We start from the raw sequence: 18890 nt of genomic DNA, 5'->3' as shown, positions 1-18890 counted from the left end.
GCGGTTACTGGTTGTTCTGGCGCCCGAGGAAGCGCGGGATCGACAGCGAGGCCGAGCCGGAATCGCCGTCGTCGTCGCCTTCGTCCTCTTCGTCGTCGGACGCCTTGCTGCCGCCGCGCGAGAGGTTGGCCATGCGCTCGAACAGCGTGCTGCCCGCACCGCCGCCGCCACCTGCGCCGCCCGCACCGCCGCCGTCGCCGGTTACGAGGCCACGGCGACGACCGCCGCCGAGCATCGGCCGGACCGGCTCATCTTGCGCGGCCAGCCTGTCGGCATCGAGCAGCAGCTCATCCTGCCCGCCCGACGCGCCTGCGCCCTGCGGTTCCTCTTCTGCGCCGCCATCGCTGAGCCACAGATCCTCATCCGAGGGTTCCTCCTCGGCCGGCTCGGCGCCGTAACCCTGTGGCGCCGGTTGGTATTCCTCGGGCTCTTCGTTGCGCAGGCCGGCGAGCGGATCGACGATGCCGTCGACATCGTCGTCGTATTCCTCGCCGCCCTCTTCTTCGTCGTCGCCATAGGCGCTCGGCATCGCGCCGAGATCGAGCGTGTCTTCCGCTTCGCCGGCCGCACCGCCGAAGCCGTCGGCGGCCTGCGGCTCATCGGCGACTTCTGCCTCGGCCGGCAGTTCGAATTCGTCCTCGGCCGGAAGCTCGAGCACCGGACGCTTGGGCGCGCGGCTGCCGCCGAGCGCATACGAAGACCGCGGCGCGGCCTGCTGCACTTCGCCGGTCCCGTCGATGCCGGTGGCGACCACCGAGACGCGGATCTTGCCCTGGAGGTCGGGGTTGAATGCCGAGCCCCAGATGATGTTCGCGTCCTCGTCGACCAACTCGCGGATATGGTTCGCGGCCTCGTCGACTTCGAGCAGCTTCATGTCCTCGCCGCCTATGATCGAGATGATCACGCCCTTGGCGCCGGCCATGCTGACACCGTCGAGCAGCGGGTTGGCGATCGCGCGTTCGGCCGCTTCGAGCGCGCGGTTCTCGCCCTCGCCCTCGCCGGTGCCCATCATCGCCTTGCCCATCTCCTGCATCACCGAACGCACGTCGGCGAAGTCGAGGTTGATGAGGCCCGGCATGACCATCAGGTCGGTGATCGAGCGGACGCCCTGCTGGAGCACTTCGTCGGCCAGCCCGAACGCTTCCTTGAAGGTGGTTTCCGCCTTGGCGACCAGGAACAGGTTCTGGTTGGGAATGACGATCAGCGTATCGACGTGCCGCTGAAGCTCGTCGATACCGGCCTCGGCCGCGCGCATGCGGCGGGTGCCTTCGAACAGGAACGGCTTGGTCACCACGCCCACCGTCAGCACGCCCTTGCGGCGCGCGGCTTCGGCGATGACCGGCGCGGCGCCGGTGCCGGTGCCGCCGCCCATGCCCGCGGCGATGAAGCACATGTTGACGCCCTCGAGCGCGTCCTCGAGCTCAGCCACGGTCTCTTCCGCCGCGGCCTTGCCCACTTCAGGCCGCGCGCCCGCGCCCAGGCCGCCGGTGATGTCGGGCCCGAGCTGGATGCGCTTGCTCGCCGCCGAATTGCCGAGCGCCTGCGCGTCGGTGTTGGCGACGATAAAGTCTACGCCCTCGATCTGCGCGTTGATCATATTGGCGATCGCGTTGCCGCCGGCCCCGCCGACGCCGATCACCATGATCTTGGGGCGCAGGTCGTCCGAAGCGGCGGGACCGATATTGATGCTCATGTGACTTCCCTCGGAAGAACGAGTTGAGTGTGACAATTTCGCGACGCAGCTTGGCACAAGTCGCTGCTGGCGGGGATGGTTTTCCCGTCCTTATCCACAACGGTTAACACGCGATAGCGCAAGGGAGAATCCCTTCTCAAAAGTATTCCCGCATCGCGCGCCACACCCGGCTCGCCAGGCCGATGCCCGAAATGCTGGTAGTCGGGGTGTGCGCCTTACCGATCGCGCGGATATCTACCGGGTCGTCGGCGGCATAAAGGCACAGGCCGGTCAGGGTCACGAAGCTGGGGCTGGCATTCGCCTCGCCTAACCCGCGCAGCGCCGGCGGCTTGCCGATCCGCACAGGGCGGCCGAGCGCACTCTGAAGGAAATCGGCGATCCCGGCGAGTTCCGCCCCCCCGCCGGTTACGACCACCTGCCCGCCTTTAGCGCCGGAAAAGCCCATGCCTTTCAATGCTCGCCCGATCTCGTCGGTCAGCCGTGAGAGCTGCTCGGTGATGATCGAGATAAGCTCCGCGCGCGCGACGCGGTTCTTGTCGTCGGCACCGCGGGCGGATGGATCGCTGGCCTCTTCGCCGGGTCCGTTGACCGGGACCATGTCCTTGTAATCGCTCGGACTGGCGACCGCTGAGCCGTAGCGGCTCTTGAGCCGCTGGGCCTGGAAGCGGCGGATGCCGAATGCGCTCGCCACCGCGTCAGTGATGTCGGACGATCCGAACGGGATCGCCGTGAGGCCGAGCAGCATGCCCCCGGCATAGAGCGAGACGTTGGTCACCTCGCCGCCGATCTCGACCAATGCGGTGCCGAGCTCGCGTTCCTCCGGGCTGAGGCAGGCGTGGCCTGCGGCGATCGGCGCGGCGACCACTGCCTCGACGTCGAGGTGAGCGTTTTGGACCGCTTCGATCAGGTTGCGGATTGGTGCCCCGTCGGCGAGCATGACGTGGATATCGACGCCGAGCCGCTCGGCATGAAGCCCGCGCGGGTTGGCGACGCCATGCGCGCCGTCGAGCGTGTAGTGCGCCGGCTGCGCGTGCAGCACCATCCGCCCGTCGGGCTGGATGGAATCGCGCGCTGCGACCAGCAGGTGCTCGATGTCATCTTCCTCGATCCGGCGGCCACCGATGTCGATCTCGACCTTCGCCACCCGGCTCGCGAGCCCGGCGCCCGAGCATCCCACCCACACGCTCGAGATCGAGGTGCCGGCGTTCTTTTCCGCCCGCTCGACCGCGTCGCGGATGGCGTAGGTCGCGGCCGCCATGTCGGTGACATAGCCGCGCTTGATCCCCTGGCTCTGCCGGTTGCCCGACCCGAGCACGATCATCTCGCCCGTCTCCGACAGGCCCATGATCATCGCCGAGATGCGGAAGCTCCCGACGTTGACGGCGCCGAAGACCTTGGCGATGCGCGGCAGACCCATCACTCGGTCTCCGCCGGCTTGCTGGCGTCGAGGGCCTTTTGCCCCGAGAAGCCGGGTATCCGCATGTAGATGCGGTCGGGGGCGCGCATGTCGAAGGCGGCGACCTTGCCGCCGAGCAGGCGGTTAACCCCGTCGAGCTTTGCGAACTGGATCAGCGCGCTTGCCGGCGCATCGTCGCCGTGCGGCAGCGCGAGCACCTGACCGGTCTTGAAGGTCAGGTTCCAACGCCGGTTACCGACCCATTCGGCCTCGGTCACCTGCGGCTTCAAGGCGGGTGCGGAGTCGAGCAGGGTATCGAGCGCGGCGATCTGCCGCGCCGCGCCGGGTCCCGTGACCGTGAGCATGCCCTTGGCGTTCGCCGGTGAGATCGGTTCGAGCTCGTGCCCGGTGCCGTCGATCAGGACCATGCGGTTGGGCTTCTTCAGCACTGCGCGCGGGGTGCGCTCGACCACGTCGACCACCAGCGTATCGGGAAGCTGGCGGCTGACTCGCGCATCCTCCACCCACGACAGCGCGAGCAGGTCATTGCGGACGGTGTCGAGATCGACCAGCGGCATCGGCCGGTCGCGTTCGGCGAGCACGCGCTCATAGACCTTGAGCTCGTTCATCCGCTCGACGCCGGTGACTTGGACCCGGCGCACCTCGAACCCGGCGTCTGATGCGAGCGAAGCGATCTGGGCCTGCGCCAGCGCGGGCACCCCGGCAAGGCTGGCGACGAACCACGCCAGCGCCACCGCGCCGCCCAGGATGATCGCCAGGAACACCTTGTGGAGCTGCTCTTCGGTGAACGGCAACAGCGCCATCACCCCGCCGACCGCGCCGGTGGTCTTGGCCTTGGCCTTGCGCGCGGTATCCGCACGGCTGCGCGCGGCGGCGGCGCGGCGCACGCCCTTGCCCTTGCGGTTGATCGTTTCAGCCATACTTCGCCCCCCGGCTGAGCGCCTCGGCCACCAGCGCCTCGACCAGATCCTCGTAGCTCATCCCGCAGTATTTCGCCTGCTCAGGCACCAGCGAAAGCGGAGTCATCCCCGGTTGCGTGTTGGTTTCGAGCACGAACAGGCCCGCCTCGCCCTGTTCGTCGTCCCAGCGGAAGTCGGTGCGGCTGCAGCCGCGGCAGCCGAGCAACTTGTGCGCCTGGACCGCGTAGCCCTTGCATAGATCCTCGATCCGCTCGGGCAGCTCAGCGGGACAGACGTGCTCGGTCATGCCTTCGGTGTACTTGGCGTCGAAATCGTAGAAGCCGGACTTCGGCACCAGTTCGGTCACCGCCAGCGCACGGGGGCCGGTGGCCTCATCGAGCACCGCACAGGTCAATTCGCGCCCGCGGATGTAGGGCTCGGCGAGGAGCTGCGCGAACTCCTGCCACGGGCCGGTCACGTCGCGCCGGATCGGGTTGCCGTAGTTGCTCTCGTCCGTGACGATCGCCACCCCGACCGAGCTGCCCTCGTTGACCGGCTTCAGGACATAGGGCCGCGCCAGCGGATCCTTCTCGTAGAGCCCTTCGCTGTCGACGATCCGCCCGCCCGGCATCGGCACCCCGTGCGGCACCAGCGCGTTCTTGGTCAGCTCCTTGTCGATCGCGATCACCGAGGTCGCGAGGCCGGAGTGCGTGTAAGGCACGCCCATCAGGTCGAGCATGCCCTGCACCGTCCCGTCCTCGCCCGGCACGCCGTGGAGGGCGTTGAACACGACGTCGGGCGCGGCTTCGGCGATGCGCGCCGCGACTGCGCGGTCCATATCGATCCGCGTCACCCGGTGCCCACGCGCCTCGAGCGCCTTGGCGACACCCTCGCCGCTCATGAGGCTGACCGGCCGTTCGTTAGCCCAGCCGCCCATCAGGACTGCAACGTGGTAGCTCACGGCCTGCCCACCCGCTGGATTTCCCATTCGAGGGTCACGCCGCTGTTCTCGTACACGCGCCGCCGCACTTCTTCGCCCAGTCCTTCGATGTCGGCGCTCGTCGCGTCGCCGGTGTTGATCAGGAAGTTGGTGTGTTTTTCGCTCACCTGAGCGCCGCCCATGGTCAGGCCGCGACAGCCTGCCTCGTCGACGAGCAGCCACGCATTGTGGCCGGGCGGGTTCTTGAATGTCGAGCCGCCGGTCTTGGTGCGCAGCGGCTGGCTCGCCTCGCGCGCGGCGGCGATCTTGTCCATCTCCTCGCCGATCTCGGCTGGAATGCCTTCGCGCCCCTGGAAGCGCGCGGCGACGACCACCGCGCCCTCGGGCAGGTTCGAGTGGCGATAGGAGTATTCGAGGTCGCGCGCCGGCAGCGTGACGAATTCCCCGGTCGGCAGGATCACGTCGCAATCGATCAGCACGTCGCTGACCTCGCGGCCATAGGCACCGCCGTTCATGCGCACGAACCCGCCGACGGTGCCCGGGATGCCGCGCAGGAACTCGACCCCCGCGATGCCCGCGTCGCGCGCTTTGGACGAGACCAGGATGCCGCTCGCCCCGCCGCCGCATTCGAGCACCTTGTCGCGCCGCGCCTCCACGGTCGCGAACGCCTTGCCGAGGCGGATGACCACGCCGGGCACCCCGCCGTCACGGACGATCATGTTGGAGCCAAGGCCGAGCGCGATTACCGGCACTTCGCCATCGAGCCGGGCGAGGAATTCCTGCAGGTCTTCGAGGTCCGCCGGCTCGAACAGCCAGTCGGCGTTGCCGCCGGTCTTGAACCAGACGTAGGGCGCGAGGGGCGCATCTTTGGTCAGCTTGCCGCGCACGTTTCTGCCCGCGAGCGAGGGCGCGAACGCCTCCTCGATCGCCGAGAACGGCGCCACCGGCAGCCGCCAGCGCGGCACGTCGCCCACCTGCCGGCTCATGTGGCCTGCTTCCGGATCGCGTCGGCGAGGCCGGAGGCCCACTTGGTAATGTCGCCCGCGCCGAGGCAGACCACAAGGTCGCCCGCGCCGATCTCCGGCGCCAATTCGTGCGCCAGCGCGGCCTGATCGGCGATCGGCGCGGCGAACCGGTGGCCGCGCGACTTGAGCCCGGCGACCAGCGCCTGCGCGTCGATGCCGGCGATGGCGTCCTCGCCCGCGGTGTAGACCGGCGCGACGTAGACCCGGTCGGCGTCGTTGAAGGCGTTCTGGAAGTCATCCATCAGGTCGCGCAACCGGGTGAAGCGGTGCGGCTGGACTACCGCGATCACGCGGCCACCGGTCGCCCCCACCGCTTCCCGCGCCGCGGCGAGCACCGCGCGGATTTCGACCGGGTGGTGCGCGTAATCATCGATCACGGTCGCACCGCCCACCTCGCCAACCTTGGTGAAGCGCCGTCGCACTCCGCCGAAGTGTGCGAAGCCGGTGCGGATGGTCTCGTCCGGGCATTCCATCTCGATGGCCACCGCGATGGCGGCGAGCGCGTTCTGGACATTGTGCCGCCCTGGCATCGGCAGGCGTACGTCGGCGATGCGCCGGTCCTCCTCGCCGCGCCGGCGGACGACGACGTCGAACACATTGCCACCCGCATCGGGCCGCACATTGTCCGCGCCGACATCAGCCTGCGGACTGAAGCCGTATGTGATCACCCGCCGGTCGCGCACCTGGCCGATCAGCGCCTGCACTTCCGGGTGGTCGATGCACAGCACCGCCGCGCCGTAGAACGGCACGTTGTGGATGAACTCGACGAACGCGCGGCGCACGGTGTCGAAGTCGCCGTAGTGGTCGAGGTGCTCGGGATCGATGTTGGTGACCACCGCGATGGTGCCGTCGAGGCGCAGGAAGCTGCCGTCGCTTTCGTCCGCCTCGACCACCATCCAGTCGCTGTCGCCCAGCCGAGCGTTGGAGCCATACTGCTCGATAACCCCGCCGTTGATGACGGTCGGATCGACCCCGCCCGCGTCGAGCAGCGCGGCGACCATGCTGGTGGTCGTGGTCTTACCGTGCGTGCCGGCCACCGCGACGGTGTTCTTGAGCCGCATCAGCTCGGCGAGCATTTCCGCGCGGCGGACCACCGGGATGCGATGCTCGAGCGCCGCGGCGACCTCCGGGTTGGTGCGCTTCACAGCGGTCGAGGTTACCACCACGCCCGCGCCCGCGACGTTCTCCGCCGCGTGGCCAATCATCACCTTGATCCCGCGCTCGCGCAGCCGCTCGACGCTGGCGCCTTCGCTGAGGTCGGAGCCCTGCACGGTGTAGCCGAGGTTGTTCATCACCTCGGCGATGCCGGACATGCCGATTCCGCCGATGCCGACGAAATGCACCGTGCCGATGTCGGTGGGGACGCCCTTCACGCCAGCGCCTCGCTGCCGGTCTTGGCGGGCGTCTCGCCCATGCGGATCACGTCCATCAGTTCCGCGCCGCCGAAGCTTTCGACAAGGTCCGCGAGGTCCTGCACCGCCTTCGGCCGCCCGCAGTTCCACGCGGCGTGCGCGGCGGTGGCGAGCGTCTCGGGCCGCTGGGCGAGCGCCTGGATCTGCTTGGCGAGCTCCTTGGCGGTGAACTTGTCCTGCCGGATCATCCGCGCGCCGCCGGCCTTGACGATCTCGCGGGTGTTGGCGGCCTGGTGGTCGTCGGTGGCGATCGGCAGCGGGACGAGGATCGCCGGCCGGCCCACCGCGGTCAGCTCGGCAATCGTGCTTGCGCCGGCGCGGCCGATGAACAGGTGCGCGTCGGCGAGCCGCTCGGCCATGTTCTCGAAATAGGTGCCGAGCTCAGCCGGGATGTCGTGACTGCGATAGCGCGCGCGGACCGCCTCGACATCCTCGGCGCGAGCCTGCTGGGTGACCTGCAGCCGCTGGCGCAGCGCGGGCGGCAGCATGGCCAGCCCGTCGGGCACCACCTCGGACAGCACCCGCGCGCCCTGGCTGCCGCCGGTGACCAGCACACGCAGCAGACCCTCGGCGGTGAAGGCAGGGAACGGCTCGTCGCGCAGGGAGAGGACCTCGGCGCGCACCGGATTGCCGACGAGGTGCACCTTGCCCGCGTGCTTGGCGGAAAGGCGCGCGATCTCGGGGTAGGCGGTGGCGATCGCATCCACCTTGCCGGCGAAGAAGCGGTTCACCCGGCCGAGTACCGCGTTCTGTTCGTGGATCACGCTCGGCACTTCGCATGCCAGCGCGGCGAGCAGCGCGGGGAACACCGGGTAGCCGCCGAAGCCCACCACCGCGCTCGGCTGGAAGCTCTCGAACAGCCGCATCGCCATGCGCCGCCCTTCGAGGATCGCCTTCACGCCCTTGGGCCAATGCAGCGGGTTCTTGCCGAGCTTGCTTGCCGGAATGACGTGCGCGGGCAGGAAATCGGGCTTGCCGGGGAGCTTCGCGCCGCGTTCGTCGGTCACCAGCGCGACGTGGTGCCCGCGCTGATGCAGCTCGGCGGCGAGCGCGAATGCGGGGATCAGGTGCCCACCGGTGCCGCCCGCGGCGAGGACGTAATGCCGGGTCGCGCCGCTCACGCCTCCAGCTCCTTGGCGATCAGCGCCTTGAGGCCGGGCGTCTGCCGATAGAGGAACGGGTTTCGCCGCGTCAGCGCCAGCAGCAACCCGACCGCAAGGCACACCGCGATGGTCGACGATCCGCCGTAGCTCACCAACGGCAGCGTCATGCCCTTCGAAGGGAACAGTTGCAGGTTGACGAGGATGTTGATGAACGCCTGACCGCCGATCTGCGCGCACAGTCCCGCTGCGGCGAGCAGCGTGAACAGGTCCTCCTCGTCGACCAGCCGGGTCAGCACGCGGACGATGATCGCGAGATAGAGCAGCACGATGATCGCGCAGACGATCAGCCCGAACTCCTCGCCGATGACGGAGAAGATGTAGTCGGTGTGCGCCTCGGGCAGGTTCATCTTGCGCACGCCGAGCCACAGCCCGGCGCCGGTCCATCCACCCGCGAGCAGCGTGCGGCTGGCAAGATCGACCTGGTCGAACGCGGTGCCGCCGCCTAGGAACGCGTCGATGCGATGACGGGCGTTGTCGTAGAGGAAGTAGGTCGCGGTCAGCAGCGCCACGCCCGCGCCGGCGAGGATGCCGACGCGCTTGAGCGGTATCCCTGCGAGCAGGACGATGGTGAACCACACGCCCGCGAACAGGATCGTGCCGCCGAAATCGGGCTGCATCATCATCAGCGCGGCGACGATCGCCATGACGCCCGTCACCGTCGCGACCACCGGCAACTGCGGGTCGCGCAGCCGCCAGCTGACGATCCACGCGAGCAGGATTGCGAAGCCGGGCTTCAAGAATTCGGACGGCTGGAAGCCGGCGAAGCCGAGGCTGATCCAGCGCTTGGCGCCGTTGACCTCGCTACCGACCACCGGGATCAGCATGAGGAAGAACAGCATCGCCGCGGCGAGCACGATGCCGACGCGGCGGGCGTTCTCGCGGGAGAGCGCGGAGGCGCCGAACAGGAATACGAGGCCAACCGCCTGCCACTTGAGGTGGGTCCAGTAGAAATACAGCTCGGGCAGGTGGACGTTGCGGGTCGACAAGCGATGCGCACTGGCCGGGCTGGCGGCGGCGACCGCGGCAGTGCCGATCGCCATCAGCAGCAGGATAAGGCCGAGGAGGACGCGATCGACCTCGCGCCACCAGATCTTGAGCTCGGCGCGCTTGGACGTCGGGTAGCGCGCCTGCGCCGGGGCGGCGTGGCCGCTGCGGGGGATGTAGGGTCGCTCGTTCACGCCTCGGCCCCCACGGCGCTTTCTTCGCTGCACGGATCGCTGTCGGGATCCTCGGTCAGCGCGGCGACGAACTGGCGGAAGCGCTCGCCGCGCTGCTCGTAGTCCTTGAACTGGTCGAAGCTGGCGCAGGCCGGCGACAGCAGAACGACATCGCCCGGCACCGCGTTGGCGATCGCGCGGCGGGTCGCCTCGCACAGCATCTCGGCGCGGGTGACCGGCACCCGGCCCTCGAGCAGCTCGGCAAAGCGCGGGCCGGCTTCGCCGATGGTGTAGGCGGCCTTGACGTTGGCGAGATGCTGCTCCGTCGCGCCGAGCCCGTCTTCCTTGGGCAGCCCGCCGACGATCCAGTGGATGCGCGGGCCGTTCCCCTCGGGCGGATAGGCCGCGAGCGCCGGGGCCGAGCTGTCGGTGTTGGTCGCCTTGCTGTCGTTGACGAAGGTCACGCCGTTGTGGCTGGCGACCCGCTCCATCCGATGCGGGAGGCCAGTGAAGGTCTCGAGACCCGCCCGAATTTGATCGGCAGCGAGGCCGAGCACGAAGCACGTGGCGATCCCAGCCTCTGCATTTTCCAGATTATGCGGACCCTGCAGCGAAGGCCAACGCGATTGCTCTTGGATCGAAAGAGCATTCGGCACTTCTTGCCATTGGTGGAATACGTCGTCGTAAACTTCGAGGTGGCGTGCACCTGCACGCGCGCCGGCCTTTTGCTCAAACCACCAATCGCGAGTTTGAGCAACGGCACAACTTTCTTCCGACTGCATCTCGAACAGCCGCGCCTTGCTCGCCGCATAAGCTTCAAAGCTAGCATACCGGTCGAGGTGATCCGGCGTTACATTCAGCAACACCGCCACGTCGCAATCGAGCGAGCAGGTCAGGTCGATCTGGTAGCTCGACAGCTCCAGCACATAGACCCCGCCCTCGGGCAACGGGTCCTGCGCCAGGATCGGCAGGCCGATGTTGCCGCCCATCGTGGTTGGCACGCCGGCGGTCTGGAGGATGTGGTGCACCAACGCGGTGGTGGTGCTCTTACCGTTAGTGCCGGTGATGCCGACCACCTTGTGCGACGGCAGGCTGGCGCGGGCCTGGGCGAACAGCTCGATGTCGCCGATCACCGGCACGCCGAACTGCGCGGCGCGGCCGGCAATCGGGTGGGTGTTGAGCGGCACGCCGGGCGAGACGACCACGCCGTCGTAGCCGGTGAGGTCGATCTCTAGCGGATCGGCGAGCAGCACGTTGGCCGGATCGACTTTCGCCCGCGCGACATCCTGCCGGTCCCACGCGGTCACGTGCGCGCCGCTAGCGACCAGCGCCTCGACCGTCGCCAGCCCACTGCGGGCGAGGCCAAGGACCGCGTACTTCTTCCCAGCAAAGGCGGGCGAGGTGATCACCGCAGCTTCAGCGTCGACAGGCCGATCAGCGCGAGCACGATGGCAACGATCCAGAAGCGGATCACGACCTTGCTCTCGCTCCAGCCGAGTTGTTCGAAGTGGTGGTGCACCGGCGCCATGCGGAAAACCCTCCGGCCGGTCCGTTTGAACCACACCACCTGAATGATCACCGACAGCGCTTCGAACACGAACAGCCCGCCGACCACCGCCAGCACGACTTCGTGGTGCGTCGCAACCGCGATTGCGCCGAGCGCTCCGCCCAATGCCAGGCTGCCGGTATCGCCCATGAACACAGCTGCCGGGGGCGCGTTGAACCACAAAAACGCCAGCCCCGCGCCCATGATCGCAGTGCAGAACAGCGCCAGCTCGCCTGCGCCCGGCACATGCGGGATGCCAAGATAGGCCGAATAGTCAGCGCGGCCCGCGAGGTAGGCGATGATCGCGAACGCCCCCGCAGCGATGATCACCGGCATGATCGCGAGCCCATCTAGCCCGTCGGTCAGGTTCACCGCGTTGCCCGCACCGACCATCACCAGCGCGGCGAACACGAAGTAGAACGGCCCCAGCGGAATGCCCTTGCCGACCAGGAACGGCACGTAGAGGAAGGTGCTGATCTGGCTCACTACGATGTAGCTCGCGACGCCCGCGACAATGAATTCGAGGAGCAGCCGCACCTTGCCCGATACGCCGGCATGGCTCGCCTTGCGCACCTTGTCGTAGTCGTCGAGGAAGCCGATAATCCCGAACCCGAGGGTTACCGCGAGGCACGCCCACACGAACGGGTTTTTGAGGTCCATCCACAAGAGCAGCGACAGCATCAGGCTGGTGAGTATCATCAGCCCGCCCATCGTCGGCGTGCCGCGCTTGGCGAGGTGGGTCTGCGGACCGTCATCACGGATCGGCTGGCCCTTGCCTTGCCGCACCCGCAGAAGGTCGATGAACCGCGGCCCGATGACGAGACCGATGAGCAGCGCGGTCATCAGCGCGGCGCCAGCGCGGAAGGTCTGGTAGCGGACGAGGTTGAACAGTCCCTCGAAACCCATCCACTCGGCGAGCAAGTATAGCATTTACGTTCTATCGCCCACGGTCGACGAAGTGCGCCACCAATCTGCCGAGCCCGACCGAATTCGATCCCTTCACCAGGACCGCGTCGCCGCCCGTGAGACCGAACTCCTCGAGCGCCGCGATCGCCTCGCCAGGGGACCCGCAATGCGTGAAGGTGAGCGGTGCGGCAAGCTGGGCCGCGCCCGCTTTCCCCAGTTCACGGGATAACGAGAGCATCTCGTCGCCCACGAGCACCACATGGTCGACATGCGCCTCGGCCAGAGGTTCAATCAGTTGTGCGTGCATGGCCGGCGCGAAATCGCCCAGTTCCTTCATGCTGCCGAGCACCGCGATGCGGCGGGTGGCAGGCGTCTGGCCGAGCTGCTTGAGCGTCGCGCGCATGCTCGCAGGGTTGGCGTTGTAGCTTTCGTCGATCAGCAGCGCATGCCCGCCCGGCACCGCGACCCGGTGGCGCGCCCCGCGTCCCTTCAGTCCACCCATCTCGGCCAGCGCGAGGCCCGCCGCGGCAAGGTCGCCGCCTGCCGCCTGCACCGCCGCCATGACGGCGAGCGAATTCATGATCCAGTGATCGCCCGGCTCTGCGACCGAATAGCATAGACGCGTGCCGGCGATGTCGGCGGTGACCAGCGAGCCGCCGTTGGCGCTCGGGATCGCATCGAGCAGCCGCGCCTGCGCATGGGCGGCGCGGCCGAACGACACGACCTTGGCGCCGGCCTCGCGCGCGTGGACCAGCAAGCGGTCGTAATGCACGCTGTCGGCGGGGATGACCGCGGTGCCGCCGTCGGCGAGGCCGCCGAAGATCTCCGCCTTGGCGTCGGCGATCGCTTCCTCGCTGCCGAGGTTCTCGATGTGTGCTGGCGCGATGGTGGTGATGACCGCGACGTTGGGGCGGACGTGCTGGGTGAGGCCGGCAATCTCGCCCGCGTGGTTCATGCCCATCTCGAACACGCCGAAGCGGCTGCGCGACGGCATCCGCGCGAGGCTCAATGGCACGCCGACGTGGTTGTTGTAGCTGCGCACGCTGCGATGCGCGGCGCCCCGGCTCGATCGGTCGAGTGCGGCGAAGATCGCCTCCTTGACCCCGGTCTTGCCCACCGAGCCGGTTACCCCGACGCGCACTGCCTGCGCGCGGACGCGCGAAGCGGCGGCGAGCTTGGCAAGCGCCTCGGTGGTGTCGGCGACCAGCACGTGCGGCGCGTCGATCGGCTCGCTGACCAGCGCCGCGGCCGCGCCGTTGGCGAAGGCCTTGGCGAGGAAGCGATGGCCGTCGGTCGCCTCGCCCTTCAGCGCGACGAACAGGTCGCCCGAGCGCACGTCGCGACTGTCGATCTCGACCCCGGCGCACTGGAATGCGCCGCTGGCCACGCCGCCGGTCGCCTCGGCGATCCCGGCGCTGGTCCATAGCGCCAGGCCAAGGGCATCGCGCTTGTCGCGCGGCCACGCGCGCAGGGCGGGATGAAAACTCATGCTGCCGCCGCCTCGCGCGCCACGGTCACGTCGTCGAAGGGCAGCACCCGCATGTTCTCTCCCGAGCCGATGATCTGGCCCTGTTCGTGTCCCTTGCCGGCGACGAGGACGATGTCCCCCGCCTGCGCCAGCGCCACTGCGGCAGCGATGGCCGCGCGCCGGTCGCCGATCTCGCGCGCGCCCAATGCCCCTTCGAGCACCTGCGCGCGGATCGCCGCGGCATCCTCGCCGCGCGGATTGTCGTCGGTTACGATCACCACATCGGCGCGCTCGGCGGCGACGCGCCCCATCTCGGCGCGCTTGCCGCTGTCGCGGTCGCCGCCCGCGCCGAACACCACGATCAGCCGCCCGCGCGGACTGTCCGAGACATGCGGCCGCAGCGCGGCAATCGCGGCTTCCAGCGCATCGGGCGTGTGCGCGTAATCGACATAAACCGGCGCGCCCGCACGGTTGAGCGCCGCGCGCTCGAGCCGCCCGCGTACCGGCTGCAACCGGGTGAGACCGTCGAACGTCGCCGCGGCATCCCCGCCGGTCGCGATGACCAGCCCGGCCGCTACCAGCGCGTTGGCCGCCTGGTAGGCGCCGATCAGCGCCAGCTTGATAGTGCGGGTGGCACCGCCATGCTCAATTGCGAGTTCTTGCCCAAGCGTGCCCGGCATGCGGGCGACGAGGCGAATGTCTTCGCCGCCGTCGCCCACCGTGAGCACGCGCAGACCCCTTTTCGTCGCGTGCTCCACCGCACGGTCGGCCCATCCATCACTGCCGCCGTGCCAGATCACCGCAGCTCCGTCGGGAGCCACAACCTCATCGAACAGCCGCATCTTGGCGGCGAAGTAGTCGTCCATGTCCGCGTGGTAATCGAGGTGATCGCGGGAGAGATTGGTGAACGCGCCCGCCGCGACCCGCAGGCCCTCGTTGCGGAACTGGCTCAGCCCGTGGCTCGACGCTTCGTAGGCAACATGACTCACCCCTTCGCGCGCGAGACCGGTCATGTTGGACAGGAACGTGACGATGTCGGGCGTGGTCAATCCAGTCGAGACGCTCTCGTCCGGCGTCGTCACCCCCAGCGTGCCGATCGAGGCCGCGCTGATCCCCGCCATGCGCCAGAGCTGGCGCGTCATCTCGACGGTCGAAGTTTTGCCGTTAGTTCCGGTTACCGCGACGACTGTCTCCGGCACCGGCGTGAAGAACTGCGCGGCAAGGCGCGCGAAGGCGCGGCGTGGCTCTTCATCTACGATGTGCACCGCGCCCGCCACCGACGCTTCAGGCCGCGCGACCACAGCGATCGCGCCGCCTGCAATCGCGGCGGGAATGAAGTCTTCGCCGTTGACCTGTGCGCCCTGGAACGCGCCGAACACGGTACCGGGCGCGACCTTGCGATGATCGATCGCGAAGCCCGTCACCGTCTGATCCGCCGCCGTGCCGGCGTCGTATCCGGCCTCGGCGGCGATCGGGCCGAGCTTCATTCGCCGCCCCCCTTGGGCACGAGCGGCGCGAGATCGGTCAGGTCCACGTCGCGGGTCGAGTCGGGCACTACGCCAAGCACCGGGCCGATCCGCGGAACTAAGCGGCCCACAACGGGGGCGGCGTTCCAGGCCGCAGTGCGCTGAAAGCTCGACGCAACCGTGCCCTTGGGGTCGTCCAGCATGGCGATGACCACATAACGAGGCCGATCCATCGGAAACGCCGCCGCGAAGGTCGCCACCACCGAACTATGGTTATACCCGCCACCGCTCGGCTTGTCGGCAGAGCCGGTCTTGCCGCCGACACGAAACCCGGGCGCGTTCGCTTTGCGGCCCGTGCCATATACCGCGATCATGCGCAGCAATTGGTTCATCCGCGCCGAGGTGCTGGCCTTGAACACGCGCCGGCCCGCAGGAACGTCGCCAGGTGCAAGCTTGCGCAGTGTCGCGGGGCGGTAGATGCCGCCGTTCACCATCGCAGCGTAGGCGTTCGCAAGGTGAAGGGGCGTGACCGCGATGCCATGTCCGTAACCCACGGTCATCGCGCGCAATATCGGCCACTCACCTGAATGCCAGATAGGAAAGCCCTTGGCCGGCAGTTCGATTTCCGGGCGGTCGTTCATGTGCAGGTCGGCCAACGTCTTCTTCAGTCGGGCTGGGCCCAGATCAGACACGACATGCGCGGTCACGACGTTCGATGAGTGGATCAACATCTCGGGCACGTTGAGCGACGCGCCGAGATCGTGACTGTCCTTGAGCGTGAACCCGCTCTGGCGGAACGGCAGAGCGGAGTAGCGACGGCTTAGGTCGGTCACCGTCCCCGCATCTATGGCGGACGCAACGGTCAGCGGCTTGAAGGTCGACCCGAGTTCATAGACCTGGTTGGTCACCCGGTTGAACATGTTCCTTGCGCCGGCCTCGTCGATCCGGTTGGGATCGAATTCGGGCAACGAAGCCAGGGCCAGGACCTCGCCAGTGTCGACGTCGAGCACGATGCCGGCGGACCCCTGCGCATTGGTTGCGCGCATGCCGCGGGTCAGTTCGTCCTCCAGCGCGCCCTGCACGCGCACATCGATCGACAGCGGCACCGAATGCATACGAGTAGCCGGATCGCGCAGTTGCTTGTCGAGCACGGCTTCCATGCCCACGCGGCCGTGGCCATCAGCCCCGACATAACCGAGGACGTGGGCGCCCATCGAGCCTTGCGGATAGTAGCGGTCGGTCTCCTGCGGGAGTTCCAGCGCAAGCTCGCCGATCGCCTGCACGCGGTTGGCATCTTCGGGCAGGACCCGGCGGCGCAGGTAGCCCGCCTTGCCCTTCGCCAACCGCTCGGTGAGCTCGAACTCGTCGATGTCGGGGAAGATCGCTTTAAGCTCGAGCGCGACTTCCTTGGGCGACTTGACCAGCGCGGTGCCGCCGCCGAGCGCGTCGGGATTGTACCACAGGGCAAACGCCGGGAAGGCACGCGCCAGCGGCTGGCCGTTGCGATCGGTGATCTCGCCGCGCGGTGGCAGCAGCGCTTCCTCGAACGAGGTCGCGCTGTGCGCCGCGTCGGTCAGCCCGAGATAGCCGATGCGCAGGACCGCCATCGTCGCCAGCAAGGCGAATGATGCGGCGACCAGCAGCACGCGCAGCCGAGCTACCGTCAGCGACCGCTGGCGGATTGTCACCAGCTGGACGCGCCCGGAATAGATTGCCGTGCTGAACGTGAGCGCGTTCACTGGGCCGCCTCGGTCAGGAAGTCGCCGCCATTGGCGAGCTTGTCGGCCAGCCCTTGCTCCTCGGTCTGCTGCTTGACCGGCTTGCCGGTGAGCGGCGAGACCATCGCCGGCAGCTTCATCTCGCGCTGGTCATCGGCAGCGCGCGCCACCCGGATCGGCGACGGAGCGTTCACCCCGCGCGGCTCACCCAGCGCGGCCAGTTGGCGCTCGCCTTCGAGGTATTGATTGGCGCCGGGCGCCTGATAGCCGAAGTCGACCGCGTTCCACTGGGCGAGTTGCTGCTGACTGGCGCGGGTTTCGAACTCGGTTTCGAGCAGCACCTTCTCGCGTTGCAGGGAAACGATCCGCCGCTCGGCCAGGCGCACTTCGCTGCGCACCGAGTTCACCTTGAAGGTGAGCGCGACGAACGCCGCCGCGCAGATCGCGAGCGTGACCACCCAGCCGAGCTGCCGAAGGCGGGATCCGGCGGCGATCATGCCGCCCTCGCCGGGACAGCGGTACGAATTGCGTAACGCAGCGTTGCCGAGCGGGCGCGCGGGTTGCGAGCCAGCTCCGCCTCGCTCGGACGGATGCCCTTGGACACGCGGGTGAAGGTTGCCGGTGTTCCGCCCGCCTGCGGCAGATGGCGCGAGCCGGCGGCGGCACCTTCTGCATCGCGTAGGAAGCGCTTGACGATACGATCCTCAAGGCTGTGGAAGCTGACCACCGCCAGCCGCCCGCCCTCGCCCAGCAGCGTCTCGGCGCCGTAAAGGCCCTCTTCGAGCTCGCTCAGCTCAGCGTTCACGTGGATGCGGACCGCCTGGAAGCTGCGGGTTGCCGGGTCCTTGGGCGCGCCGGGACGATAGCCAAGCGCCTTGCGCACCACGCGGGCGAGATCGCCGGTGGTCGCGAGCGGCCGCGCGGCGACGATGGCGCGGGCGACGCGGCGGCTCTGGCGCTCCTCACCGTACGTGTAGAGCACGTCGGCGATTTCGCCTTCGTCGGCGGCGTTGAGGAAGTCGGCCGCGCTCGGCCCCGACTGGCTCATGCGCATGTCGAGCGGCCCCTCGGTCGAAAACGCGAATCCGCGCTCCGCCTGATCGAGCTGCATCGATGACACGCCGATATCCATTACGATCCCGTCGACTCGCGCGAGCCCCGACTCGGCGAGCGCGTTAACCATTTCGGAGAAGCGGCGCGGGTGGAGAACCAGCCGAGGCGGGTTTTCCTCAGTTTCGGGCCAGTTTTTCGCATTGGCGATCGCATCGGGATCGCGGTCGAACGCGTGGACGGTCGCCCCGGCATCGAGCAGCGCGCGCGAATAGCCCCCGGCACCGAAGGTCGCGTCGACGATCACGTCACCCGGCTGCGGCGCCAGCGCGGCTATAACCTCGTCGAGGAGGACGGGGATGTGCGGCGCCGCGGTCACTTGGACTTCGCCTCGGACTGGAACTGTGCGCAGGCGGCCTTTGCGGCAGCCCACGCGTCGTCCATCCGCATCAGTTCGGCAGGGTTCCAGATCGTGAAGCTGCGGCCGCCACCCTGGAAGAACATGGCGCCGTCGATGTTGCCGAGCATGCGCAGGTGATCGGGCAGGACGAAGCGGCCCGAATCGTCGAACGGCACGCGGGCAAAGCCGAACAACTGCGCCGCGCGAGTATCGCGGTCGAAGTCGGGACCGGCGCGATCCTCTTCGCGATCGAGCTGCGTTTCGAGTTCACCCATCCGCGACAGGCCGAAGCCGACGAGGCAGGAAAAGCGCGGGTGCTTATCGAGACAGAGGACGCGGCCGTCGCTCGAGTCCTTGACGGCGCTGCGGAACAGCGGGGGCAGGACGAAACGACCCTTGTCGCCGGCGGGCGAAAAGGCCTGTCCCGAAAAGCCGCCAAAACCCGCAGCAGACACTGGTGCCCTATCCCCCGTCGCATCACCCCGGGCAGCCCCTCGAAGGCCGCCCCTGCTGGACACACCATCCCACCGCGGCGGCGCGCGAGCGCTACCGGCTCGCATCGACAACTGATCGATGCGCGGCGTGAACGGGATGTCCGATGGAGGATGGTATTAACTTTCTTCCCAGCAC

General features: G+C 68.3%; 16 protein-coding genes. All 16 read right to left on the bottom strand.

Features of this window, described 5'->3' with window-relative positions:
- Positions 1-4: 4 nt before the first annotated feature.
- The gene (gene ftsZ, locus ELY12_RS05235; protein ID WP_126175645.1) at positions 5-1693 is read right to left on the bottom strand and encodes a cell division protein FtsZ; all 1689 of its coding nucleotides are present in this window, start codon (positions 1691-1693) and stop codon (positions 5-7) included.
- Between the two features lie 136 nt (positions 1694-1829).
- Complete coding sequence (ftsA, locus tag ELY12_RS05230; RefSeq protein ID WP_126175644.1) at positions 1830-3110, bottom strand: cell division protein FtsA; 1281 nt, start codon at positions 3108-3110, stop codon at positions 1830-1832.
- Positions 3110-4030 (bottom strand): cell division protein FtsQ/DivIB, encoded by a 921-nt coding sequence (locus ELY12_RS05225; protein ID WP_126175643.1) that lies wholly within the window; start codon positions 4028-4030, stop codon positions 3110-3112. The genes ftsA and ELY12_RS05225 overlap by 1 nt, the downstream gene beginning before the upstream one ends.
- Positions 4023-4997, bottom strand: coding sequence for a D-alanine--D-alanine ligase (locus ELY12_RS05220; protein ID WP_126175642.1), 975 nt, complete (start codon positions 4995-4997; stop codon positions 4023-4025). The genes ELY12_RS05225 and ELY12_RS05220 overlap by 8 nt, the downstream gene beginning before the upstream one ends.
- Entirely contained in the window at positions 4967-5935 is a 969-nt protein-coding gene (gene murB / locus ELY12_RS05215; protein WP_126175641.1) for a UDP-N-acetylmuramate dehydrogenase, read from the bottom strand. Before murB ends, ELY12_RS05220 begins: the two co-directional genes overlap by 31 nt.
- Entirely contained in the window at positions 5932-7347 is a 1416-nt protein-coding gene (gene murC, locus ELY12_RS05210) for a UDP-N-acetylmuramate--L-alanine ligase (RefSeq protein WP_126175640.1), read from the bottom strand. Before murC ends, murB begins: the two co-directional genes overlap by 4 nt.
- The gene (murG, locus tag ELY12_RS05205; RefSeq protein WP_126175639.1) at positions 7344-8507 is read right to left on the bottom strand and encodes an undecaprenyldiphospho-muramoylpentapeptide beta-N-acetylglucosaminyltransferase; all 1164 of its coding nucleotides are present in this window, start codon (positions 8505-8507) and stop codon (positions 7344-7346) included. Before murG ends, murC begins: the two co-directional genes overlap by 4 nt.
- The gene (locus ELY12_RS05200; protein WP_241229732.1) at positions 8504-9727 is read right to left on the bottom strand and encodes an FtsW/RodA/SpoVE family cell cycle protein; all 1224 of its coding nucleotides are present in this window, start codon (positions 9725-9727) and stop codon (positions 8504-8506) included. Before ELY12_RS05200 ends, murG begins: the two co-directional genes overlap by 4 nt.
- A complete protein-coding gene (gene murD / locus ELY12_RS05195) occupies positions 9724-11115 on the bottom strand; it encodes a UDP-N-acetylmuramoyl-L-alanine--D-glutamate ligase (RefSeq protein WP_126175638.1) in 1392 nt (463 codons plus the stop codon). Before murD ends, ELY12_RS05200 begins: the two co-directional genes overlap by 4 nt.
- Positions 11112-12182 (bottom strand): phospho-N-acetylmuramoyl-pentapeptide-transferase, encoded by a 1071-nt coding sequence (mraY, locus tag ELY12_RS05190; protein WP_126175637.1) that lies wholly within the window; start codon positions 12180-12182, stop codon positions 11112-11114. Before mraY ends, murD begins: the two co-directional genes overlap by 4 nt.
- A 7-nt stretch (positions 12183-12189) precedes the next feature.
- Positions 12190-13647 (bottom strand): UDP-N-acetylmuramoyl-tripeptide--D-alanyl-D-alanine ligase, encoded by a 1458-nt coding sequence (locus ELY12_RS05185; RefSeq protein WP_126175636.1) that lies wholly within the window; start codon positions 13645-13647, stop codon positions 12190-12192.
- Positions 13644-15113 (bottom strand): UDP-N-acetylmuramoyl-L-alanyl-D-glutamate--2,6-diaminopimelate ligase, encoded by a 1470-nt coding sequence (locus ELY12_RS05180; protein WP_126175635.1) that lies wholly within the window; start codon positions 15111-15113, stop codon positions 13644-13646. The genes ELY12_RS05185 and ELY12_RS05180 overlap by 4 nt, the downstream gene beginning before the upstream one ends.
- Positions 15110-16831: a peptidoglycan D,D-transpeptidase FtsI family protein gene (locus tag ELY12_RS05175; protein ID WP_126175634.1), complete on the bottom strand. Its 1722-nt coding sequence runs from the start codon at positions 16829-16831 to the stop codon at positions 15110-15112. The genes ELY12_RS05180 and ELY12_RS05175 overlap by 4 nt, the downstream gene beginning before the upstream one ends.
- On the bottom strand, positions 16828-17307 hold the full coding sequence (locus ELY12_RS05170) for a hypothetical protein (protein WP_206435769.1): 480 nt from the start codon (positions 17305-17307) through the stop codon (positions 16828-16830). Before ELY12_RS05170 ends, ELY12_RS05175 begins: the two co-directional genes overlap by 4 nt.
- Positions 17304-18239, bottom strand: coding sequence for a 16S rRNA (cytosine(1402)-N(4))-methyltransferase RsmH (rsmH, locus tag ELY12_RS05165; protein WP_126175633.1), 936 nt, complete (start codon positions 18237-18239; stop codon positions 17304-17306). The genes ELY12_RS05170 and rsmH overlap by 4 nt, the downstream gene beginning before the upstream one ends.
- Positions 18236-18715 (bottom strand): division/cell wall cluster transcriptional repressor MraZ, encoded by a 480-nt coding sequence (locus ELY12_RS05160; RefSeq protein WP_126175632.1) that lies wholly within the window; start codon positions 18713-18715, stop codon positions 18236-18238. The genes rsmH and ELY12_RS05160 overlap by 4 nt, the downstream gene beginning before the upstream one ends.
- Between the last annotated feature and the right edge of the window lie 175 nt (positions 18716-18890).

This window comes from Tsuneonella rigui (assembly GCF_003958625.1).
GTDB classification, from domain to species: domain Bacteria; phylum Pseudomonadota; class Alphaproteobacteria; order Sphingomonadales; family Sphingomonadaceae; genus Tsuneonella; species Tsuneonella rigui.
Note: the sequence above shows the minus strand (reverse complement) of the source record. Positions and strands in the feature narration are given on the sequence as shown.